The following is a 20,133-nucleotide window of genomic DNA, read 5'->3' on the forward strand; positions in this document are numbered from 1 at the left end:
GCCGGATGGAGGGTCCGAATCCCGCTATCCTCATGGGCTGTTGCGGCAGTGCCCTGGCACGCCGTGTGCAACCCTGTCTGGCTTTCGCTGACTCCCTGTTCCTGAATGGCTTCGCTACCCCTCAACGGCTTCTATCGGCATTGGTTGCCCGGCCTGGGCGTGGCCGCGGCCGGCCTGCTGCTGAGCTTTGGCCTGGCGCGGCAACAGGCCGACGCGATCGATGCGGTGGCCAAGGCGCGCCTGACGCAGGAGACACGGCTGTTCACCGATGCGCTGGTCCAGCGCATTGCCACGCACACGGAAATCGTGCATGGCCTGCGCGGGCTGTTTTCGGCCAACCCGGGGCTCACGCGGGCCGAGTTCGATCGGGTGGCCAGTGAACTCGACATCTCCGAGCGCTACCCCGGTGTGCGCAACCTGTCGTTCACACGCCGGGTGACGCTGGAAGAGAAGGCCGACTACGAAGCCCGCGTGCGGGCCGATACCTCGATCAATCCGGCCGGTTACCCCGACTTCGTGATCCGCCCGCCTGGCGATCGCCCCGAGTACTTCGTGGCCGAGTACCTGTGGCCCATGAAGGGCAACGAGGCCGTGCTGGGCCTCGATATCAGTGCCCAGCCCACCAACCTCGCGGCCATGCAGTACAGCCGCGACAGCGGGCACACGGTGGCATCGGCCCCGTTCGATCTGGTGCAGGAGCAGACGCACCGCGCGGCCTTCGTGATCCGGGTGCCGGTGTTTGACCGTTCCGGGGTCACGGACCTCAAACCCCAGGTGTTCGTCGGGGCCGTGGCTGCCACCATCCGCGTCTACGACCTGGTGCGCTTCATGCGGGGCGAGGGCCTGCTCAATGGCATCGCGGTCTCCATCACCGACCAGGGGTCCACCCGTGCCGGCGCCACCGACACCACGGTGCGCGTGCTGCTGCCGCCCACCGCCGAAGCCGTGCCGGACGCCGTGCCGTTCGAGCGCGACATCCTGGTGCACGACCGGCGCTGGCGCCTGAGCTTCAGGCCCACGCAGTCCCTGCTGTCGCTGTCCGAGCGCAGCCTGCCCTGGGCGGCGGGGGGCTCGGGGGCCCTGGTGTCGCTGCTGTTGGCGGCCCTGGTCACGCTGCTGGCGCGCCAGCGCACGCAGGCCCTGGCGCGCGCCCAGGTGTCCGACGAGGCCCGGCGCGAGAGCGAGGACCGCTTTCGCGCGCTGTTCAACCAGGCCGCCGTGGGGGTCGCACAGATCGACACCCGCAGCGGGCGCTTCGTGCGCATCAACCAGAAGTACTGCGACATCCTGGGCTACTCGATGCAGGAGCTGCGCGAGCTCGACTTCCAGGGCGTGAGCCAGCCCGAGGACCTGGCCCTTGACCTGGCCCAGATGGAGCGCCTCAAGTCCGGCGAGATCAGCGAATACCGCATGGAAAAGCGCTACTTCCACAAGAACGGCTCCGAGGTCTGGGTGGACCTGACGGTCTCGCCCATGTGGATGCCGGGCACCTCGCCCGATTTCCACATGGCCGTGGTGCAGGACATCAGTGAGCGCAAGCGCATGGAGAACACCTTGCGCGGCAACGAGGCCCATCTGCGCGGCATCCTGCAGCGCCTGCCCATGGGCCTGTGCCTGGTGCAGAAAGACGGCACCATCTCGTTCCGCAACGAGCGCTTTCTGCAGATCTGCGGCTACACGGCCCAGGAGGTGCCCAACGTGGACGTGTGGTGGGAGAGGAGCTACCCCGATCCCGAGGAGCGCGAGGTGATGCGCCGTGCCTGGAACGAGGAGCGCCAGCGCGCCGACGACAGCAACGGCATCATCGCCGCGGCCGAGTACCACTTCCTGTGCCGCGACGGCGTGGTGCGCCCGGTGGAGGTCTCGGGGGTGCGCATCGGCGACGACCACCTGGTCACGCTGCAGGACCTGAGCCAGCGCAAGGCGGCCGAGGATGAGATCAAGAACCTGGCCTACTACGACCCGCTGACCCAGCTGCCCAACCGCCGCCTGCTGATCGACCGGCTGCAGCAGGCGCTGGCCACCAGTGCGCGCCACCAGAGCCATGGTGCACTGCTGCTGCTGGACCTCGATAACTTCAAGACCCTGAACGAGACCCAGGGCCATGACAAGGGCGACACGCTGCTGATGCAGGTGGCCAACCGCCTGCGCGCCTGCGTGCACGAGGACGACACCGTGGCGCGCCAGGGCGGCGACGAGTTCGTGGTGCTGCTCGAAGACCTGGGCTCCACGCCCGAGGAGGCGGCCGCGCGCTGCGAGGAAGCCGGCCAGCGCATCCTGGCCGTGCTGCGCGAGCCCTATGCGCTTGGCCCCGAGGCGCACCACAGCTCGCTGAGCATGGGTGTCACGCTGTTCAGCGGCGTGCGCGAGACGGTGGACGAACTGCTGCGCCGCGCCGATCTGGCCATGTACCAGGCCAAGTCGGCGGGCCGCGACACGCTGCGCTTCTACGACCCCCAGATGCAGGCGGCGGTGAGCGCGCGCGCTGCCATGGAGCTGGACATGCGCGTGGGCCTGGCCCAGGGCCAGTTCGAGCTGTACTACCAGGCGCAGATCGACCAGGGCCGCATCATCGGCGCCGAGGCCCTGCTGCGCTGGCGCCACCCGCGCGATGGCTTTGTCTCGCCGGCGCAGTTCATTCCGCTCGCCGAGGAGAACGGCCTGATCCTGCCGCTGGGCGAATGGGTGCTGCAGGTCGCCTGCCAGCGCCTGGCGCGCTGGGCCCAGCAGCCCGCCCTGGCCGGCCTGGGCCTGGCGGTGAACGTGAGCCCGCGGCAGTTCCACCAGAGCGGCTTCGTGGCCCAGGTGCTGGCCGCGCTGGCAGGCTCGGGCGCCGATGGCAGCCGCCTCAAGCTGGAGATGACCGAGGGCCTGCTGCTCTCCGACGTAGAGGACACCATTGCCAAGATGGGCCAGCTCAAGGCCTATGGCGTGGGTTTCTCGCTCGACGACTTCGGTACCGGCTACTCCTCGCTGTCCTACCTCAAGCGCCTGCCGCTGGACCAGCTCAAGATCGACCAGAGCTTTGTGCGCGACGTGCTCACCGACCCCAACGACGCGGCCATCGCCCGCACCGTGGTGGCCCTGGGCACCAGCCTGGGCCTGCGCGTGATCGCCGAGGGCGTGGAAACCGAGGCCCAGCGCGAGTTCCTGGCGCGCAACAACTGCCATGCCTGGCAGGGCTATCTGCTGAGCCCGCCCCTGCAGGTGCATGAGTTCGAGGAGCTGGTGCGCCGGCACAACGCCCTGGTCCACTGAATCGGGCTGCCCCAGGCGTGAGCCGGTGCGCGCCCGGCCCGCTCGCCGCGCCAAATGCATGCAAAATTGATAGCTGCCGGGCCTTGAAAGGCCGGCGGCAAGGGCGGTATTTGTTAAATATTGCCGGTGGATGTGCGGGTATTGTCTGGCAGGGCCTGCCGTGACACAGGAGCCGGCAGGCGGCGCGGTATCATCCCGCTTTACATTTGGCCGGTATTTTCCGTCTGGCGCCCGTTCGCCCACCCCTTTCCTGTCCGCCCCCTGACACGTGCGTCTCACCTCCATCAAGCTTTCCGGCTTCAAGTCCTTCGCTGAGCCCACCAACTTCATGCTGCCCGGGCAGCTGGTGGGCGTGGTGGGCCCCAACGGCTGCGGCAAGTCCAACATCATGGATGCGGTGCGCTGGGTGCTGGGCGAGAGCAAGGCCAGCGAGCTGCGTGGCGAGTCCATGCAGGACGTGATCTTCAGCGGCACCACCACGCGCAAGCAGGCCAGCCGCGCCAGCGTGGAGCTGGTGTTCGACAACTCCGACCACCGGGCCGGCGGCCAGTGGGGCCAGTACGGCGAGGTGGCGGTGCGCCGCGTGCTCACGCGCGATGGCACCAGCAGCTACTTTCTGAACAACCAGCCCGTGCGCCGCCGCGACGTGCAGGACGTGTTCCTGGGCACGGGCCTGGGGCCGCGCGCCTACGCCATCATCGGCCAGGGCACCATCAGCCGCATCATCGAGTCGCGGCCCGAAGAGCTGCGCCTGTTCCTCGAAGAGGCGGCCGGTGTCTCCAAGTACAAGGAGCGCCGCCGCGAGACGGAAAACCGCCTGTCGGACACGCGCGAGAACCTCACGCGGGTGGAAGACATCCTGCGCGAGTTGAACGCCAACCTCGAAAAGCTCGAAAAGCAGGCCGAGGTGGCCGCCAAATACAACGCCCTGCATTCCGACGCCACGCTCAAACAGCACCAGCTGTGGTTTCTGAAGCGCGCCGACGCTGAAGCCGACCAGGCCAAGGTGCGCCTCGATGGCCTGCAGGCCGTGAACGACCTCGAATCGCGCATGGCCGATCTGCGCGCGGTCGAGGCCGACCTCGAAACCATCCGCCAGGCCCACTATGCGGCCGGCGACCAGGTCAACCAGGCCCAGGGCAAGCTCTACGAGGCCACGGCCGAGGTGGGCCGCCTGGAGGCCGAGATCCGCTATGTGGTGGAGGGCCGGCTGCGGGTGGAGCAGCGCCTGGTGACGCTGGCCGAGCAGATCGCCCAGTGGTCCGCGCGCAAGGAAGAGGCCGACATCGAATTGGAGAACCTCGCCGGTGCCGGCGTGGACGCCGAGGAGCGTGCCGAGCTGCTGGCCGCCCAGGTCGAAGAGCAGGCCATGCAGCTGCCCGACCTCGAAGAGGCCCTGCGCCAGGCGCAGAGCCGCACGACCGAGCAGCGCGCCAGTGTGGTCCAGGTGCAGCAGCAGATCGGTGTGCTGGCCGCCGAGCAGCGCAGCATCGACGAGCAAAGCCGCCAGTTCGACGCGCGCTACGAACGCCTGCGCACCGACCGCAATGCCTTGGCTGCCCCCGACGAGGCGCGCCTGGCCAACCTGCAGGAACAGCTGGACGAGGCCAAGGAACTGGCAGAGACCACCGAAGCGCGCCTGGCCGAGCTGCAGGAGGCCGTGCCGCAACTGGACGAAGACCGTCGCACGCGCCAGCAGGCCGTGAACAGCGAAAGCGCGCGCCAGGCCGACCTCTCGGCCCGCATGGAAGCGCTCAAGGCCCTGCAGGAAAAGGTCAAGACCGATGGCAAGCTGCGCCCCTGGCTGGCCAAGCACGGCCTCGATGGCCTGCAAGGCCTGTGGAGCCGCATCCACATCGAAACCGGCTGGGAGAACGCGTTGGAAGCCGCGCTGCGCGAGCGCCTGGCCGCATTGGAAGTGGGGCGCCTGGACATGGTGCGCGGCTTCCTGGGCTCAGGCGGTACCGATGCGCCGCCGGCCCGCCTGGCCTTCTACAGCCTGCCCTTGGCAGGTGCACCCGAGGCGGCCTCGCCGCATGCGCGCCTGTCGGACCTGCTGCGCATCCACGATGCCGGTCTGCGCGCCGTGCTGGTCGACTGGCTGCAGGGCTGCTACACCGCCCCCACGCTGGACGAAGCCCTGAACCGCCGTGGCTCGCTGCAGCCGGGCGAGGTGGTGTTCGTGCCCTCGGGCCATGCCGTCAGCGCGCACAGCGTGAGCTTCTATGCCCAGGACTCCGAGCAATCGGGCATGCTGGCGCGCGCGCAGGAGATCGAGCACCTCGAAAAGGAGCTGCGTGCCCAGGCCCTGATCGCCGAGGAGTCGCGCACCGCCCTGGTCCGCGCCGAGGCCGCCTATGCCGACGCTTCGCAGCGCCTGGTGGGCGCGCGCCGCGAGGCCACCGAAGCACAAAGCCGCGCCCATGAGCTGCAGGTCGAGACCTTGCGCCTGACGCAGTTGGCAGAGCAGACCCGTGCGCGCAGTGCCCAGATCGGTGCCGACATCGCCGAGATCGAGGCCCAGTTGTCCGACCTGCAGGAGCGCCGTGTGGCCGCCGAAGCCCGCTTCGAGGAGCTGGACATGCAGTTGGCCGACAGCCAGGAGCGCGAGGCGCAACTGGGCGACCGCGTGATCGAGGCCGAGCGCAAGCTGGCCGCCTGCCGCGAGCAGCAGCGCACGCTGGAGCGCCAGGCGCAGGAGGCCACCTTCTCGCAGCGCAGCCTGGAGGCGCGCCGCGGTGAACTGAACCGCTCGATCGAGACCGCCAACCAGCAGGCGGCTTCGCTCACCGATGAGCAGCAGCGTGCGCGTGACGAGCTGGCCCGCTTGTCGGATGCCGCTGCCCAGGGCGGCCTGCAGGCGGCGCTGGAAGTGAAGATGGAGCGCGAGAAGGCCCTTGGCGCCCAGCGCAGCGAGTACGACGACCTGACCGCCAAGCTGCGCGCCAGCGACGAGCGGCGCATGCAGCTCGAACGTGCGCTCGATCCGCTGCGCGCGCGCATCACCGAATTCCAGCTCAAGGAGCAGGCCGCGCGCCTGGGCCTGGAGCAGTACAGCACCCTGCTGGCCGACGCCCAGGCCGACCTGGAGGCCGTGGCCCAGTCGATTGCCGAGGGCAATGTGCGCGTGTCCGGCCTGCAGGGCGAGATCGACCGCCTGCACCGCGAGATCGCCGCGCTGGGCGCCGTGAACCTGGCGGCGCTGGACGAACTCAAGCTGGCCAGCGAGCGCAAGGTCTTCCTCGATGCGCAGACGGCCGACCTGACCGAGGCCATGAACACGCTGGAAGACGCGATCCGCAAGATCGACGGCGAGACGCGCCAGCTGCTCTCGGGCACCTTCGATACCGTGAATGGCCATTTCGGGCGCATGTTCCCTGAGCTGTTCGGCGGCGGCCAGGCCAAGCTCATCATCACCGGCGACGAAATCCTCGACTCCGGCGTGCAGGTGATGGCCCAGCCCCCGGGCAAGAAGAACCAGACCATCCACCTGCTGTCGGGTGGCGAGAAGGCACTGACCGCCATCGCCCTGGTGTTCGCCATCTTCCAGCTCAACCCCGCGCCGTTCTGCCTGCTGGACGAGGTGGACGCGCCGCTGGACGACGCCAACACCGAGCGCTATGCCAAGCTGGTCTCCAGCATGAGCAAGGGCACGCAGTTCCTGTTCATCAGCCACAACAAGATCGCCATGGAAATGGCCGAGCAGTTGATCGGCGTGACCATGCAGGAGCAGGGCGTCTCGCGCATCGTGGCGGTCGATATGGAATCCGCCTTGTCCATGGCCGATGCATGACATGATGGCACCGACATACTTTCATTGCCCAGGCTGCTGGAACAGGCTGGAACAGGATCTATGAGCACATTGCAAGTGAGTCTGGCCATCATCGGCGGCCTGGTGCTGGCCCTCATCGTGGCCTACAACGCCTGGACATCGCGCCGCAATGCGCCGCGGCGCGCCTCGCCCGAGGAGCCCGAGCACCTGGCCGACCCGGCGCTGCGCCAGGAGCCCGGCTTCGACACGGGCGCCGTGCAACTCACGGCGGCCGAGCTCGACAGCCTGGACCGTGGGACCGACCCCTCCGTGCACACGGTCGACGTGCTCGACGCGCTGCAGATGCCGGTGCCGCCGATGTCGCTGGAGCGCCGCCCGGGCCTGGACCCGTTGATCGACGTGATCGCGCCCCTGCAGCCCGAGCTCATCGTCTCGGGCGATGCCGCGCTGGCCGCCATGCCGCCCACCCGCCGCGCGGGCAGCAAGCCTTTTGCCATCGAGGGCTACAACGAAGCCACGCAGCAGTGGGAGACGCCGTCACCTGGTCAGCGCTACCAGAGCTTCCAGGCGGGTGTGCAACTGGCCAACCGCATGGGGGCGCTCAACGAGATCGAGTTCTCGGAATTCGTGATGAAGGCCCAGGACTTTGCCGATGCGGTGAACGCGGCCCCCGATTTCCCTGACATGCTGCAGGAAGTGGCCCGTGCCCGCGAGCTCGACCAGTTCGCGAGCGACCACGATGCGCAACTGGCCTTCATGCTGCGCGCGCGCCAGGCCGCCTGGAGCCCGGGCTACATCCACCAGAATGCTGCGCGCCTGGGTTTCGTGTCCGGCGCCATGCCGGGCCGACTGGTGCTGCCCACGGGCAACCCGGGCCTGCCGCCACTGCTCACCCTGGGCTATGACACGCAGGCGGCATTGGCCGATGACCCGGACCAGTCTGCCATCCGCGACGTGACCCTGAGCCTGGACGTGCCCCAGGTGCACCGCGGCGAGCAACCCTTCACGCGCCTGCGCGAGGTCGCCACGGCCCTGTGCCAGGCCATGGACGGTGTGCTCTGCGACCAGAACGGCCACCCGCTGCCCGCCATGGCCATGGACCCCATCGCGACCGACCTGGAGCTGCTCTACGACCAGCTCGACGGGCGCGAGCTGTCGGCTGGCTCGGTGCTGGCGCGGCGGCTGTTCAGCTGATGGCCGGAGACTGCGGGCCGAAAGGAGGGTTCATGCGCTGGTGGCACGTGCTGTTTCCCCCGGTGGTCGAAACGCCACAGGGCCTTTTTCGTCCGTCGAACGCCTTGCTCGATACCTGGCTGCCAGCGCTGGGTTGCCTGGTGGTCGCTGCAGTGACGTACCGGCAGTACCTGGCAAGCGGCCGGGTGAACTGGTTCGGCCTGCTCTACCTCGGTCTCTTTCTCGCCCCTGCCATCGCAGGCTGGCGCCAGCGGCGCAGGTTCGGCCCCATGGGCAAGCCGCTGGTGCGCGTCGATGCCTCGGAGGTCCTGCTGAGCCTGCCATTGAATGTGCGGCCTGGCCTCGTCCAGGTGCCACTGGCCGGGCTGCGAAAGCTGGTCATCAAGGGCACACCCGGCAACCGCAGCTACGTGTTCGAGCGCCATGCGGGCGAGCCCACCGAGGTGCGCCCCGGCTTCATGCGCGATGACGCCCGTGTGGTCGACTTCCTGCAGCGCTCCATGCCTGCCAATATTCCTGTGGAGGTGCTGGAGCCTCCCACTTTCCTGGGTGCCATCCGTGGTGACTGATTCTTCCCATGCCCCCGCAGCCGGCGCGCTGCCTCTGCAGCCGGCCGAGGCCGCCGACGCGGTCGACGCGCTGCGCGCGCAATTGAACCTCTGGGCCCACCAGTACTATGTGCTGGACGAGCCCACGGTACCCGACGCCGAGTACGACCGCGTGTTCCGCGAACTGCAGGCGCTGGAAGAGGCCCACCCCGACCTCATGAGCCCCGACTCGCCCACGCAGCGCGTGATCGGCGCGGTGATGGACGGCCTGGCCCCGGTGCGCCACGCCGTGCCCATGCTCAGCATCCACACCGAGACCGACACCGAAGCCACGGGCGCCCAGGCCTTTGACGCCCGCGTGCGGCGCGAGCTGGGCTTGGCCGAGTCCGACCCGGTGATCGAGTACGTGGCCGAGCCCAAGTTCGACGGCCTGGCCATGAGCCTGCGCTACGAGGGCGGCCGCCTGGTGCAGGCCGCCACGCGCGGCGACGGCGAGGTGGGTGAGGACGTGACGCACAACATCCGCCGCATCCGCCAGATCCCTTTGACCCTGCCGGCCGATGTGCCGCCACTGCTCGAAGTGCGCGGCGAGGTCTACATGCGCCGTGCCGATTTCGATGCCCTGAACGAGCGCCAGCGCGAGCAGGGCGGCAAGACCTTCGTGAACCCGCGCAACGCAGCCGCCGGCGCGGTGCGCCAGCTCGATTCCGACATCTCGGCCCAACGTCCGCTGAGCTTCTTCGCCTATGGGCTGGGGGCGATCACGCCGGCCGGGGAGGGCGGGCCGGTGTTCGCCACCCACTACGACATGCTGCAGCGGCTCAAGGCCTGGGGCTTCCCGGTCGCGGCGCAGGTCACGGTGGCCAGGGGGGCGGCAGAACTGGTGGCCTTCCACCAGCAGGTGGGCGCCTCGCGTGACGAACTGCCCTACGACATCGACGGCGTGGTCTACAAGGTCAACCGCCTGGACCTGCAGCGCGACCTGGGCTTCAAGACGCGCGAGCCGCGCTGGGCCGTGGCCCACAAGTACCCTGCGCAGGAGATGGCCACGCGCGTGGAGGGCATTGACATTCAGGTGGGCCGCACCGGCAAGCTCACGCCCGTGGCGCGTCTGGCGCCGGTCTTCGTGGGGGGCGTCACGGTGACCAATGCCACGCTGCACAACCTGTTCGAGATCCGCAAGAAGCAGGTGCGCGTGGGCGACACGGTGATCGTGCGCCGCGCGGGCGATGTGATCCCCGAGGTGGTGGGTGTCATGCCCGGCCAGCGACCGGCCTATGTGCCCAACTTCCGCATGCCCCGGCAGTGCCCTGTGTGCGGCAGCGACGTGGTGCGCGAGCCCGGCGAGGCCAACCACCGGTGCACCGGCGGCCTGTTCTGCGCGGCCCAGCGCAAGGAGGCCATCCTGCACTTTGCCGCACGCCGCGCCATGGACATCGAGGGCCTGGGTGACAAGCTGGTGGACCAGTTGGTCGAGTCCAACGTGATCCGCACCTTGCCCGACCTGTACCGCCTGGGGCTCAGCTCCCTGGTGGCGCTGGAGCGCATGGCCGAGAAATCGGCGCAGAACGTGCTGGCCGCGCTGGAGAAGTCCAAGGAGACCACGCTGGCGCGCTTTCTGTTCGGCCTGGGCATCCGCCATGTGGGCGAATCCACGGCGCGCGATCTGGCCAAGCACTTCGGCACCCTCGATGCGCTGATGGGCGCCACGCAGGAGACGGCCGCCACCGTGGAGCAACTGCTCGAAGTGCCCGATGTGGGCCCCATCGTCGCGCAGAGCGTGCACACCTTCTTCCAGCAGTCGCACAACCGCGAGGTGGTGGAGCAACTGCGTGCCTGCGGCGTGACCTGGCCGGAAGGCGTGCGCACCGAAAAGGCGCCCCAGGTGCTGGCCGGCAAGACCTTTGTGCTCACCGGCACGCTGCCCACGCTGGGCCGCGATGCAGCCAAGGACATGCTCGAAGCTGCGGGCGCCAAGGTCTCGGGTTCGGTGAGCAAGAAGACCAGCTACGTGGTGGCCGGCGAAGAGGCCGGCAGCAAGCTGGCCAAGGCCGAGGAGCTGGGTGTGCCTGTGATCGACGAGGCCGGCATGCTGGCGCTGCTGGCCGGCAGTACGGCGGCCTGAGAACTTGCGCCGGCTTCCTGAGTCTGAGTTTGTTTTCCTTCGGGCCGCCAACGTGTTTCCCCTGTCCCTGATTTTCCCGGCCCCCGAGGGGCTTGCCTGATGCCTCCCCTGCTTTCCTCCCTGGCCGCCCGACTGGCCGCGGGCCTGCGCCGCGCGCTCGCCTATGCACGGGCCTCCCGGCGCCGCACCTGGCTGCTGGCCATCCTGGCCCTGCCCATGGCGCTGGTGCTCTACACCCTGGCGCTGATCCCGTTCACGCCGTCCATCAGCGACATCACCAAGGCCAAGACCGAGCGGCCTGCACAGTTGATCTCTGCCGATGGCAAGGTGCTGTCCGAATACCGCTGGGCCAACCGCGAGTGGGTGGCCCTGAACCGCGTGGCACCGCACGTGGTCAACGCCCTCATTGCCACGGAAGACCACCGCTTCTACGAGCACTGGGGCATGGACTGGCGGCGCACGGCGTCCTCCGTGGTGCACACGCTGCGTGGCGACCCGCAGGGCGGCTCCACCATCACGCAGCAGCTCGCGCGCAACCTGTTCCCCGAGGAGATCGGGCGCTCGCGCACCATCACGCGCAAGCTCAAGGAGGCGATCACCGCGATCAAGATCGAGATGTACTACTCCAAGGACGAGATCCTGGAGACTTATCTCAACACCGTGCCCTTTCTCTACAACGCCTTCGGCATCGAGATGGCGGCGCGCACCTATTTCGACAAGTCGGCGGACAAGCTCAACCTGCTCGAGAGCGCCACGCTGATCGGCATGCTCAAGGGCACGGCCTACTACAACCCCGTGATGAATCCGGAGCGCGCCCAGGCTCGGCGCAACACCGTGCTGGCGCAGATGGTCAAGCGCGACAAGCTCGACAAGGCCCAGTTCGACACCCTGCAAAAGCGCCCCCTGCGCCTGGACTTCGAGCGCCAGACCGAGGCCACGGGCCTGGCACCGCACTTTGCCCAGCAACTGCGCAAGACCCTGATCGCCTGGGCTGACGCCAATGGCTACAGCCTGCATGCCGACGGCCTGATGGTGCACACCACCATCGACTCGCGCCTGCAGGCCATGGCCAACCAGGCCGTGGCCAAGCAGGGCCGGCAGCTGCAGGGCATTGCCGATACGGCATGGGCCCAGCGCAGCGCCTGGAACCCGCAGTCGGACCTGGTGCAGGACTTCGTGCGCGATAGCTCCGAATACCGCACCGCGGTGGAGCAGGGCGCCACGCCCGACGAGGCGCTCAAGACCTTGCTGGCCGACACGGCCTTCATGCGCACCCTGCGCCAGAACAAGACCCGCGTGCAGGCCGGCTTCATGGCCATGGACCCGGTCACCGGCAAGGTGCTGGCCTGGGTGGGCAGCCGCGATTTCGGCCAGGACCCGTTCGACCACGTGCAGCAGGCGCGGCGCCAGCCGGGCTCCACCTTCAAGCCTTTTGTCTACGGTGCGGCCTTCGAGCAGGGGGCGCTGCCCGACGATACGCTGATGGACGAGGCCGTCGAGATCCCCCTGGGCGGCGGCCAGGTCTGGCGTCCCACCGACGGCGGCCCGCCGAGCGACGCGCCCATGACCCTGGCCGATGGCCTGGCCCTGTCCAAGAACACCATCACCGCGCAGCTCATGCACAAGGTCGGCCCGGCCCGTGTGGCCGAACTGGCCCAGGCCATGGGTGTGCGCGAGAGCAAGCTGGAACTCGTGCCCTCGCTGGCCCTGGGCACCAGCCCGGTCACGCTGCGCGAGATGGTCACCGCCTACAGCACCATCGCCAATGCGGGCCGCTATGTGTCGCCGGTGCTCATCACGCGCATCGAAGACCGCCATGGCAAGGTGCTGCAGACCTTCACCCCACCGGCGGCAGAGAAGGTGCTGCCCACCGGTGCCGCACAGACCCTGCGCGCCGCCATGCGCGGTGTGATCGACAAGGGCACGGGCCGCGCCATCCGCTCGCGCTACGGCATCCAGGGCGATGTGGCGGGCAAGACCGGCACCACGCAGGACAACACCGACGGCTGGTTCATCCTCATGCACCCGCGTGTGGTGGCCGGCGCCTGGGTGGGCTTCAACGACGGCCGCGTGACCCTGCGCAGCGACTACTGGGGCCAGGGCGCCCACAGCGCGCTGCCCATGGTGGGCGACTTCGTGCAGCAGGCCTTCCGCTCCCAGGTGCTCGACGGCAAGGACCGTTTCATCGACGAGGAAGACACCAGCGCCATGGGCAATGCCATGGCGGGCATGCGCAACTGGGTGATGGAGCTGTTCGGCCGTGATGCACCGGGCCAGCCTCCCGCCGGGGGCGCTTACCCGTCGCCGCTGCCCCCGGGCACGCTGCCGCCTGTCATCCGCGAGCCGGACCAGCCCGAGGCGCCGGCGCAGCGCGGCCCTGCACCGCCGGCCGAGCAGATGGTGCTGCCGCCGCCACCGCTGCTGCCGCCCATGCCTCCGTCGGTCAGCATTCCCCCGCCCGGCAGCGTGCAGGTGCCGGGGGCTGAAACCCCGCCCTGAGCGCAGTGCGGGTGGCCCGCTTCAGGCAGGCTTCGCGCTCGGCCAGATGATGGCCTGCGCCACGATGACGCGCTCGCCGTTGAAAGTTGCGGCCGGTGAGCCGTACAGTTGGTATCCCAGCGCCAGGGCCTCGCTCACCCGCTTGCAGAAGGCCGCATCGTCAGGGCCGGTCAACAGGCGGTAGGTGGGCAGGTTGTCGGGTGGGATGGTGGTCATGGCGGGATGGCCGGCGGGGGCCGGGCTATTCGATATCTATGCAGTGCAGGCCGAAGGCGCCTTTTTTTCTGTCGGCAAAAAAGGCCTCCAGCGTTTCCTTCACCGTGCGGAAGGCGATCTCGTCCCAGGGAATCTCTGCCTCGGTGAACAGTCGCGCCTCGATGGTCTCATGGCCTGGGTCGAACACCTCGCTCAGCAGCGTGGCCCGGTAGAAAAAATGCACCTGGCCCACCCGCCGCACGTTGAGCAGGCTGAACAGCGGGCCGATCTCGATCTGCGCACCGGCCTCTTCGTCGGTCTCGCGCGCGGCGCCCTGCGCGGTGGTCTCTTCCAGTTCCATGAAGCCTGCGGGCAGCGTCCACTTGCCCCAGCGCGGCTCGATGTTGCGCTTGCACAGCAGCACGCGGCCGTCGGGCAGCGCAGGCACCGTGCCCACCACGTTGAGCGGGTTCTCGTAGTGCACCGTGTTGCAGGCCGGGCACACGGCGCGCTGCTTGGTGTCGCCGTCGTCGGGCAGGCGGTACTCCACGGCGGTGCCACAGGCGCGGCAATGTCGGATCGGGCTGCGGAAGCTGGTCATGCGGTGGGGTCGGTCGTGGAGCAGGCGGCCCCGGTGGCCATCCTCAGCTATGAAAAAGGGAGTGTACCGTTCCCGGCGGTCGCCTGGGCGCGGGCGCGCCTCAGGCCCTGCGGGCGGCTCGCCCAGACCCGCCTTGGTAAGTGCCTGGTAAGGCGGGGCCGGCGAGCATGGCGGCTTTCCATTTCCATCGAGGAACCGTTCATGCGCGTATCTCCCGCTTTTGCCCAGTGTCTGCAGGCTGCCGCCGTCACCGTGGCCGCCCTGGCCAGCCCGCTGCCGACCCTGGCCCAGGGAAAACCGGGGGAGGGCGGCGAGGGGGGCTCGTCCTGGGGGCTGGGTTTGGGTGTGGGCAGCAAGCAGCAGGCCTACCGGGGCATCGACCGCGACACCAAGGCCCTGCCGCTGCTGCAGTACGAGAACCAGTACGTCAAGATCATGGGGCCGGGCGCGGAGCTCAAGCTGCCCGGCCTGCGCATCAGCGACACCCAGCGCCTGTCCTTCGGGCTCATCGGCAAGTACGAGGGCTCGGGCTACGAGGCCAAGGATTCGCCCTACCTGGCCGGCATGGCCGAGCGCGAAGGCGGCTTCTGGCTCGGCGGCAAGCTGCAGTGGGACAATGAGTGGGCCAATGTGTCCGCGCGCTGGACGGCCGATGCCTCGGGCAACAGCAAGGGCCAGCAGTTCAGCCTGGGGCTGGAGCGCAACTTCCGCCTTGGCCAGCAGTTCATGCTGAGCCCGCGCCTCGTGGCCACCTGGCAGGACCGCAAGACCGTGGACTATTACCATGGCGTGCGCGCCGGCGAAGCCCGCGCGGGCCGTGCGGCCTACCTGGGAGAATCGGGCGTGAACACCGAGCTGGGCCTGCGCGGCATGTACCTGTTCGACCGCCACCACTCGGTGATGGTGGATGTGGGCGTCACGCGCCTGCACTCGGGCATCAAGAACAGCCCGCTGGTGGACCGCTCCAGCGAGACCGGGGTCTTTGTGGGCTATATGTACCGTTTTCGATGAACCGCATCCTGTTGGTGGAAGACCATGAACGCCTGGCCGGCCTGATCAGCAAGGGCCTGGCGGCCAGCGGCGTGGCCGTGGACGTGGTGGACCGCGGCGACGCCGCCTGGGCGGCGCTGGAACAGGTGCCCTACCAGGCCATGGTGCTCGACCGGGGCCTGCCCGATGGCGATGGCCTGGCCCTGCTGCAGCGCATGCGCCGCGCGGGCCTGGGGGTGCCCTGCCTGGTGCTGACCGCACGCGACGCGCTGCGCGACCGGGTGGAGGGCCTGGAGGCCGGCGCCGACGACTACCTGCCCAAGCCCTTTGCCATGGACGAGATGGTGGCCCGCGTGCGCGCGCTGCTGCGCCGCCCCGTGGAGCACCGCACGCTGGACCCCGAGGCCGGCGACCTGCGCCTGCGCCCGGCCGAAGGCGTGATGGGCTGCGGCGAGGAGTCCATCACCCTGGCGCCGGCGGAGATGCAGATGATGCTGCTGCTGGTGCGCCGCCACGGCGACACCGTGCGCCGCAGCGCGCTGGAGGCGGCCGGCTGGGGCGCGAACGAGGCGGTGACGCCCAACGCGCTGGACGTGGCGCTGCACCGCCTGCGCCGCAAGCTCTCGGCCATCGGCTCGGTGCAGCGCATCGTCAATGTCCGAGGGCTCGGGTATGCACTTCGCGAAGATGATCCGGCTCAATAGCCTGGGTACCAAGCTCATGCTCGCCTACCTGGCGGGCATGGTGCTGAGCATCGCTCTTCTCGTGGCGGTGGCCGTGGCGGTGCTGCAGGGTACGTTCCTGGCGCGCATGGACCTCGCCGATGCGGCCGAGGAGATGGCGGGGAGGATTCTGTTCGACAGCACGGGCCAGCCGGTGGACCTGCAGGTCGATGACGAGGACCACGACGTAGGCAACCTGGCCTGGGTGTTTGACAGCCTGGGGCGCGAGACAGCCTACCGCGTTCTCGACCACACGGGCAAGGTGGCCTTGCTGTCGCCCGCCGGTGCGCAGTTCTGGCCCCAGGGCGGGGCCGTGGACCGGCTGGAGCCGGGCAGCTTCGACTTCGAGCGCGAAGGTGTTGTCATGCACGGCATGACGGAGCGCCTGGTGCGCGGCGGCACGACCTGGTACTTCCAGATGGCGGCCAGCAACCGGTTCATGACCCTGCTGCACCGCGTGGCCATCCCGCTGGTGGCAGGAGGCATCCTGGCATTCAGCCTGGTGCTGCTGGCCGTCTTCGGGCTGGGGGCCTTCATCGTGCTGCGCTATACCCTCAGGCCGCTGCGCATGGTGTCGGAGTCGGCGGCGGCGATCTCGCCGCGCTCGTTGCACACACGTCTGGCCACCGAGGCCGTGCCGGCAGAGGTCGGGCCGCTGGTGGAGAGCTTCAACCGCGTGCTCGAACGCGTGGAGCAGGGCTACCGCGTGCAGCAGGAGTTCCTGGCCAATGCGGCGCACGAGCTCAAGACCCCACTGGCGCTGATCCGCGCGCAGATCGAGCTGCAGCCCCCCGATGCCGACGGCAGCCGCGATGCGCTGCTGCGCGACGTGGCCTACATGGCGCGCCAGGTGCAGCAACTGCTGCTGCTGGCCGAGGCCAGCGAAGCGCACAACTACCAGATGGGCGAGACGCGGGCGGACGAGGTGGCGCACGAGGCCGCGGCCTACCTGCAGCGCCGCGCCGAGGCGGCCGGCGTCCGATTGACTGTGGCCGCGCCCGAAGGTGGCGTGCGCTGGACGGCCGACCGTGGCGCCCTGTTCACCTTGCTCAAGAACCTGCTGGAAAACGCCATCGAGCATGCGCCCGCGGGAAGCACGGTGGACGTGGAGGTTGCAGCCCACAGCCTGGCCGTGCGCGACCATGGCCCTGGCGTGGCGGCCGACCAATTGTCCCTGCTGTTTGCGCGCTTTTGGCGCGGGCCCCACCGGCGCGACCTGGGGGCGGGGCTGGGCCTGGCCATCTGCCAGGAAATCGCGCTGGCCCATGGCTGGCAGCTCACGGCCGCGCCGGCCGGGCCGGGCCTGCGCCTGTCGTTGGCGCTGCAGCCCGCCAGCTCATAGCACCAGGCTGGTGCGGCGGCTGCCGCGCGCCCCGAAGCACAGCAGGCCCAGGCCGGCCGCCAGCGTGCTGCTGGCCACCTGTGCCGCCACGAAGGGCACCCCGGAAACGCCCGCCATCAGCCCGAAGGCGAAACCATGCAGGGCCCACAGCACGCTGATGTCGGCGATGTAGCGGCTCAGCGCGCGCCCCGGTGGCTCGTGGTGGCGCAGGATGTAGCCCCGCTGCAGGCCGTAGTTGGCCGCGAGCCCGGCGGCAAACCCCAGGCTGGCGGCCAGCCAGGGGTGGCTGCCAGCCTGCAGCAGGGCCACCGTGGCCAGGGCGTGCAGCCCGGTGGCGGCCAGGCCACGGCCCAGCAGCCGGGGGGTGATCGCGGGACGGGGCATTCCGGTGGTGGTAGATAGCACGGTGATGGGCTCCATGGGCGTCACGCCTGGCGAGAAGAGAAAAGGCGGGGCCAGGGCCGGCGCAAGGGCCAGTCCCTGTGCGGGTCCAGTGCGCGCAGGGCCCAGAACTGCGCGCAGCCATAGCCAACCAGCGCCGAGAACAGCACGTCCGAGGGGTAGTGCTCCAGCGTGAGCACGCGGCAGGCCGCAAGGGCTGCCGCCAGTGCCAGCAGGGGCCGGCCCAGGGCAGGTTGCAACTGCCCCGCGACGGCCGCCACGGCGAAGGCCGTGAAGGCATGGCTGGAGGGGAAGGAGGTGAACGGATGCCCTGTGAAGGGCAGGCCGAAGCCGTTGAAGCCCTGCTCGATCAGCAACTGCGGCCGGGCCCGCGCCGCCACGTGCTTGAGCAGCCAGGTGATGCAGGCGCCGGACAGCAGCGTGCACAGCAGCAGCACCCCGGCGCGCACCCCGCGCTCTGCCGCCGAGCGCACCTGCGCCGGCCCGCATGCCAGCACCAGATGCCCGATGAGGTACAGCACCAGGCCCGATGCCGTGGCCAGCTCGGCGTTGGCCAGGCCGCTCAGGCGGTCGAACCCCAGGTCCAGGGCCGGCGTGGTATGGGCGTGCACCAGGTGCACCACGGGGGCATCGATGCGGATGGCCAGCAGGAAAGCCATCGCGGTGCCTATGCGGGAGAGCTTGCGCAGGTGGATCATGGCGGCCAGGGGACGTAGAAGGGGGCGCGCGGAGCGCGCATGCGGCAGCCGGGCCTTGCGCTGCACGGCCCGGCAAATAGGGTGGTGGCGTGTCTGGCGGCCGGATCCGTGCCGCCGCGTGGGGGCGCTGTCTCAGTGCGCCGGTTCTTCGGGGGCGATCAGGCCTTGTGTCTCTGCATGGCTATCGGCGGACAGCGCTGCTGCCGCGCGGTTGCGGCGCTTGAGGTGGGCGTCGCGCACCATGGCGTATTTGTCCAGGGCGGCCTGGTCCAGCAGCTTGGTCATCTCCAGCATGCCTGCGCGCTTGCTCACGATCCTGGTGGCGGTCAGGCTGTTGCGCACGGCCACGTCGCTGATCTGCGGCGTGCCCAGGCTGTCCACGGGCAGGGACAGGGCATCGCGCACATTCGAGGGGCCCAGGACCGGCAGCACCACGAAGGGCCCTGAGCCAATGCCCCAGGTGTCGAGCGTGAGCCCGAAGTCCTCGGAGCGTGCCGGCAGGCCCCAGCCGGTGGCCACGTCCAGCACACCGAGCACCCCGATGGTGGAGTTGACTCCGAAGCGCGCCGCGCTGGCCGCGCCCTCGCGCACCCGGCCCTGCAGCACCAGGTTGGCGGACGACCAGGGCGTCTGCAGGTTGTCGAAGAAGTTGGCAACGCCGGTCTGCACCGCGTCAGGCACCACCTTGCGGTAGGCGGTGGCGGTGGGCTTCAGGACCGCCCGGTCCAGACCATCGTTGAAGGAAAAAACCTTGCGGTTGACCGTCTCGAGCGGGTCGCTCTGCGGGGCGGTGGCGCAGCCTGCAGAAAGGGCGGCCAGGGCCAGTGCAAGCAGGCCAAACAAGGCGCGGCGCGGCGCCAGGGACAGGAAGAGGTCAGACAACAGGTTCGGCATCGCGTGCTCCAGGGGGAGGGGGTGGTCCACCGTGGCAGGCACACCGTCCTGCCACGGGGTGCGATCCTAATTTCGCCTCTCTTACTGGATCCTTAGCGCAGTGCACCCGTCGTCCGGCATGCCATGAGGCAGGCCTGGAGGGAGGCTGAGGCTCAGACCACCTTGAGCTTCAGGCCCGTGAGGCCATCCACGCCACCTTCGAGCGTGTCGCCGCGCACCACGGCACCCACGCCTTCGGGCGTGCCGGTATAGATCAGGTCGCCGGGCTGCAGCTCCCAGGCGGCCGACAGGTGCTCGATGGTCTCGGCGATGTTCCAGATCAGCTGGGCCACGGTGCTGCGCTGCTTGTCGCTGCCGTTGACCTGCAGCCAGATGCCGGCCTTGGTCACGTCGCCGGCCTGGGCCGCGGGCGTGATGGGGCCGATGGGAGCGCTGGCGTCGAAGCCCTTGCCGATGCACCAGGGCCGGCCCTGCTTCTTCATGTCGTTCTGCAGGTCGCGGCGCGTCATGTCCAGGCCCGTGGCGTAGCCGTAGATGTGCGAGAACGCGTCGGCCGCCTTGATGTCCTTGCCGCCCTTGCCGATGGCCACCACCAGCTCGATCTCGTGGTGCAGGTTGGCCGTGAGGCTGGGGTAGGGCAGCTCGCCGGTCTGCCCGGCGTCGACGACGACGATGGCGTCGGCAGGCTTCATGAAGAAGAAGGGCGGCTCACGGCCGGTGAAGCCCATCTCCTTGGCATGCTCTTCGTAGTTGCGGCCCACGCAGTAGATGCGGTGCACGGGAAAGCGGTCGCTGCTGCCCACCACGGGCACGCTGGCCACCGGGGCGGGGGGAAACACATAGCTCATGTTGGCCTTTCGGGGAATGTTGGGGAGGTCGCAGTCATCGTACCT

The 20,133-nt window shown here is 69.2% G+C and carries 15 protein-coding genes; 9 read left to right on the top strand and 6 right to left on the bottom strand.

Going from position 1 to position 20,133, the window contains the following annotated elements:
* Positions 1 to 105 precede the first annotated feature (105 nt).
* The 6 genes from HNP48_RS04545 to HNP48_RS04570 all read left to right on the top strand — a co-directional run bounded on the left by HNP48_RS04545 (position 106) and on the right by HNP48_RS04570 (position 13,396).
* Positions 106 to 3,258, top strand: a complete 3,153-nt coding sequence (locus HNP48_RS04545) for an EAL domain-containing protein (protein WP_184855701.1) — start codon at positions 106 to 108, stop codon at positions 3,256 to 3,258.
* A 268-nt stretch (positions 3,259 to 3,526) separates the two neighbouring features.
* Positions 3,527 to 7,051: a chromosome segregation protein SMC gene (gene smc, locus HNP48_RS04550; protein ID WP_184855702.1), complete on the top strand. Its 3,525-nt coding sequence runs from the start codon at positions 3,527 to 3,529 to the stop codon at positions 7,049 to 7,051.
* A gap of 60 nt (positions 7,052 to 7,111) precedes the next feature.
* On the top strand, positions 7,112 to 8,224 hold the full coding sequence (locus HNP48_RS04555; RefSeq protein ID WP_184855703.1) for a cell division protein ZipA C-terminal FtsZ-binding domain-containing protein: 1,113 nt from the start codon (positions 7,112 to 7,114) through the stop codon (positions 8,222 to 8,224).
* 32 nt (positions 8,225 to 8,256) lie between these two features.
* On the top strand, positions 8,257 to 8,793 hold the full coding sequence (locus tag HNP48_RS04560) for a hypothetical protein (RefSeq protein WP_184855704.1): 537 nt from the start codon (positions 8,257 to 8,259) through the stop codon (positions 8,791 to 8,793).
* A complete protein-coding gene (gene ligA, locus HNP48_RS04565) occupies positions 8,786 to 10,897 on the top strand; it encodes an NAD-dependent DNA ligase LigA (RefSeq protein ID WP_409362533.1) in 2,112 nt (703 codons plus the stop codon). Before HNP48_RS04560 ends, ligA begins: the two co-directional genes overlap by 8 nt.
* A gap of 99 nt (positions 10,898 to 10,996) precedes the next feature.
* Positions 10,997 to 13,396: a penicillin-binding protein 1A gene (locus HNP48_RS04570; protein WP_184855705.1), complete on the top strand. Its 2,400-nt coding sequence runs from the start codon at positions 10,997 to 10,999 to the stop codon at positions 13,394 to 13,396.
* Positions 13,397 to 13,417: 21 nt separating this feature from the next.
* Here HNP48_RS04570 and HNP48_RS04575 read toward each other — a convergent pair whose 3' ends face one another.
* Positions 13,418 to 13,612 carry a DUF1737 domain-containing protein gene (locus tag HNP48_RS04575; protein WP_184855706.1) on the bottom strand — a complete coding sequence of 65 codons (195 nt, stop codon included), beginning with the start codon at positions 13,610 to 13,612 and terminating at the stop codon, positions 13,418 to 13,420.
* A gap of 25 nt (positions 13,613 to 13,637) precedes the next feature.
* Entirely contained in the window at positions 13,638 to 14,192 is a 555-nt protein-coding gene (locus tag HNP48_RS04580) for an NUDIX hydrolase (protein ID WP_184855707.1), read from the bottom strand.
* A gap of 201 nt (positions 14,193 to 14,393) precedes the next feature.
* Between HNP48_RS04580 and HNP48_RS04585 the strand changes: the two genes are divergently transcribed.
* From HNP48_RS04585 to HNP48_RS04595, 3 genes are read left to right on the top strand one after another with little or no spacing between them, the layout of a single operon-like run.
* A complete protein-coding gene (locus tag HNP48_RS04585; RefSeq protein WP_184855708.1) occupies positions 14,394 to 15,203 on the top strand; it encodes a MipA/OmpV family protein in 810 nt (269 codons plus the stop codon).
* Positions 15,200 to 15,886 carry a response regulator transcription factor gene (locus HNP48_RS04590; RefSeq protein WP_184855709.1) on the top strand — a complete coding sequence of 229 codons (687 nt, stop codon included), beginning with the start codon at positions 15,200 to 15,202 and terminating at the stop codon, positions 15,884 to 15,886. Before HNP48_RS04585 ends, HNP48_RS04590 begins: the two co-directional genes overlap by 4 nt.
* Entirely contained in the window at positions 15,870 to 17,246 is a 1,377-nt protein-coding gene (locus HNP48_RS04595; protein ID WP_260420092.1) for a HAMP domain-containing sensor histidine kinase, read from the top strand. Before HNP48_RS04590 ends, HNP48_RS04595 begins: the two co-directional genes overlap by 17 nt.
* Here HNP48_RS04595 and HNP48_RS04600 read toward each other — a convergent pair.
* From HNP48_RS04600 to HNP48_RS04615, 4 genes are all read right to left on the bottom strand, one after another.
* Entirely contained in the window at positions 17,241 to 17,630 is a 390-nt protein-coding gene (locus HNP48_RS04600; RefSeq protein ID WP_221480096.1) for a GtrA family protein, read from the bottom strand. The two genes, HNP48_RS04595 and HNP48_RS04600, sit on opposite strands and share 6 nt — an antisense overlap.
* A gap of 41 nt (positions 17,631 to 17,671) precedes the next feature.
* Entirely contained in the window at positions 17,672 to 18,346 is a 675-nt protein-coding gene (locus tag HNP48_RS04605) for a phosphatase PAP2 family protein (protein ID WP_184855712.1), read from the bottom strand.
* Between the two features lie 132 nt (positions 18,347 to 18,478).
* A complete protein-coding gene (locus tag HNP48_RS04610) occupies positions 18,479 to 19,240 on the bottom strand; it encodes a VacJ family lipoprotein (protein WP_184855713.1) in 762 nt (253 codons plus the stop codon).
* Between the two features lie 152 nt (positions 19,241 to 19,392).
* Positions 19,393 to 20,088, bottom strand: coding sequence for a fumarylacetoacetate hydrolase family protein (locus HNP48_RS04615; protein WP_184855714.1), 696 nt, complete (start codon positions 20,086 to 20,088; stop codon positions 19,393 to 19,395).
* Positions 20,089 to 20,133 lie beyond the last annotated feature (45 nt).

The sequence above is a fragment of the Acidovorax soli genome (genome assembly GCF_014207955.1).
Classification (GTDB): Bacteria; Pseudomonadota; Gammaproteobacteria; order Burkholderiales; family Burkholderiaceae_C; genus Acidovorax; species Acidovorax soli_A.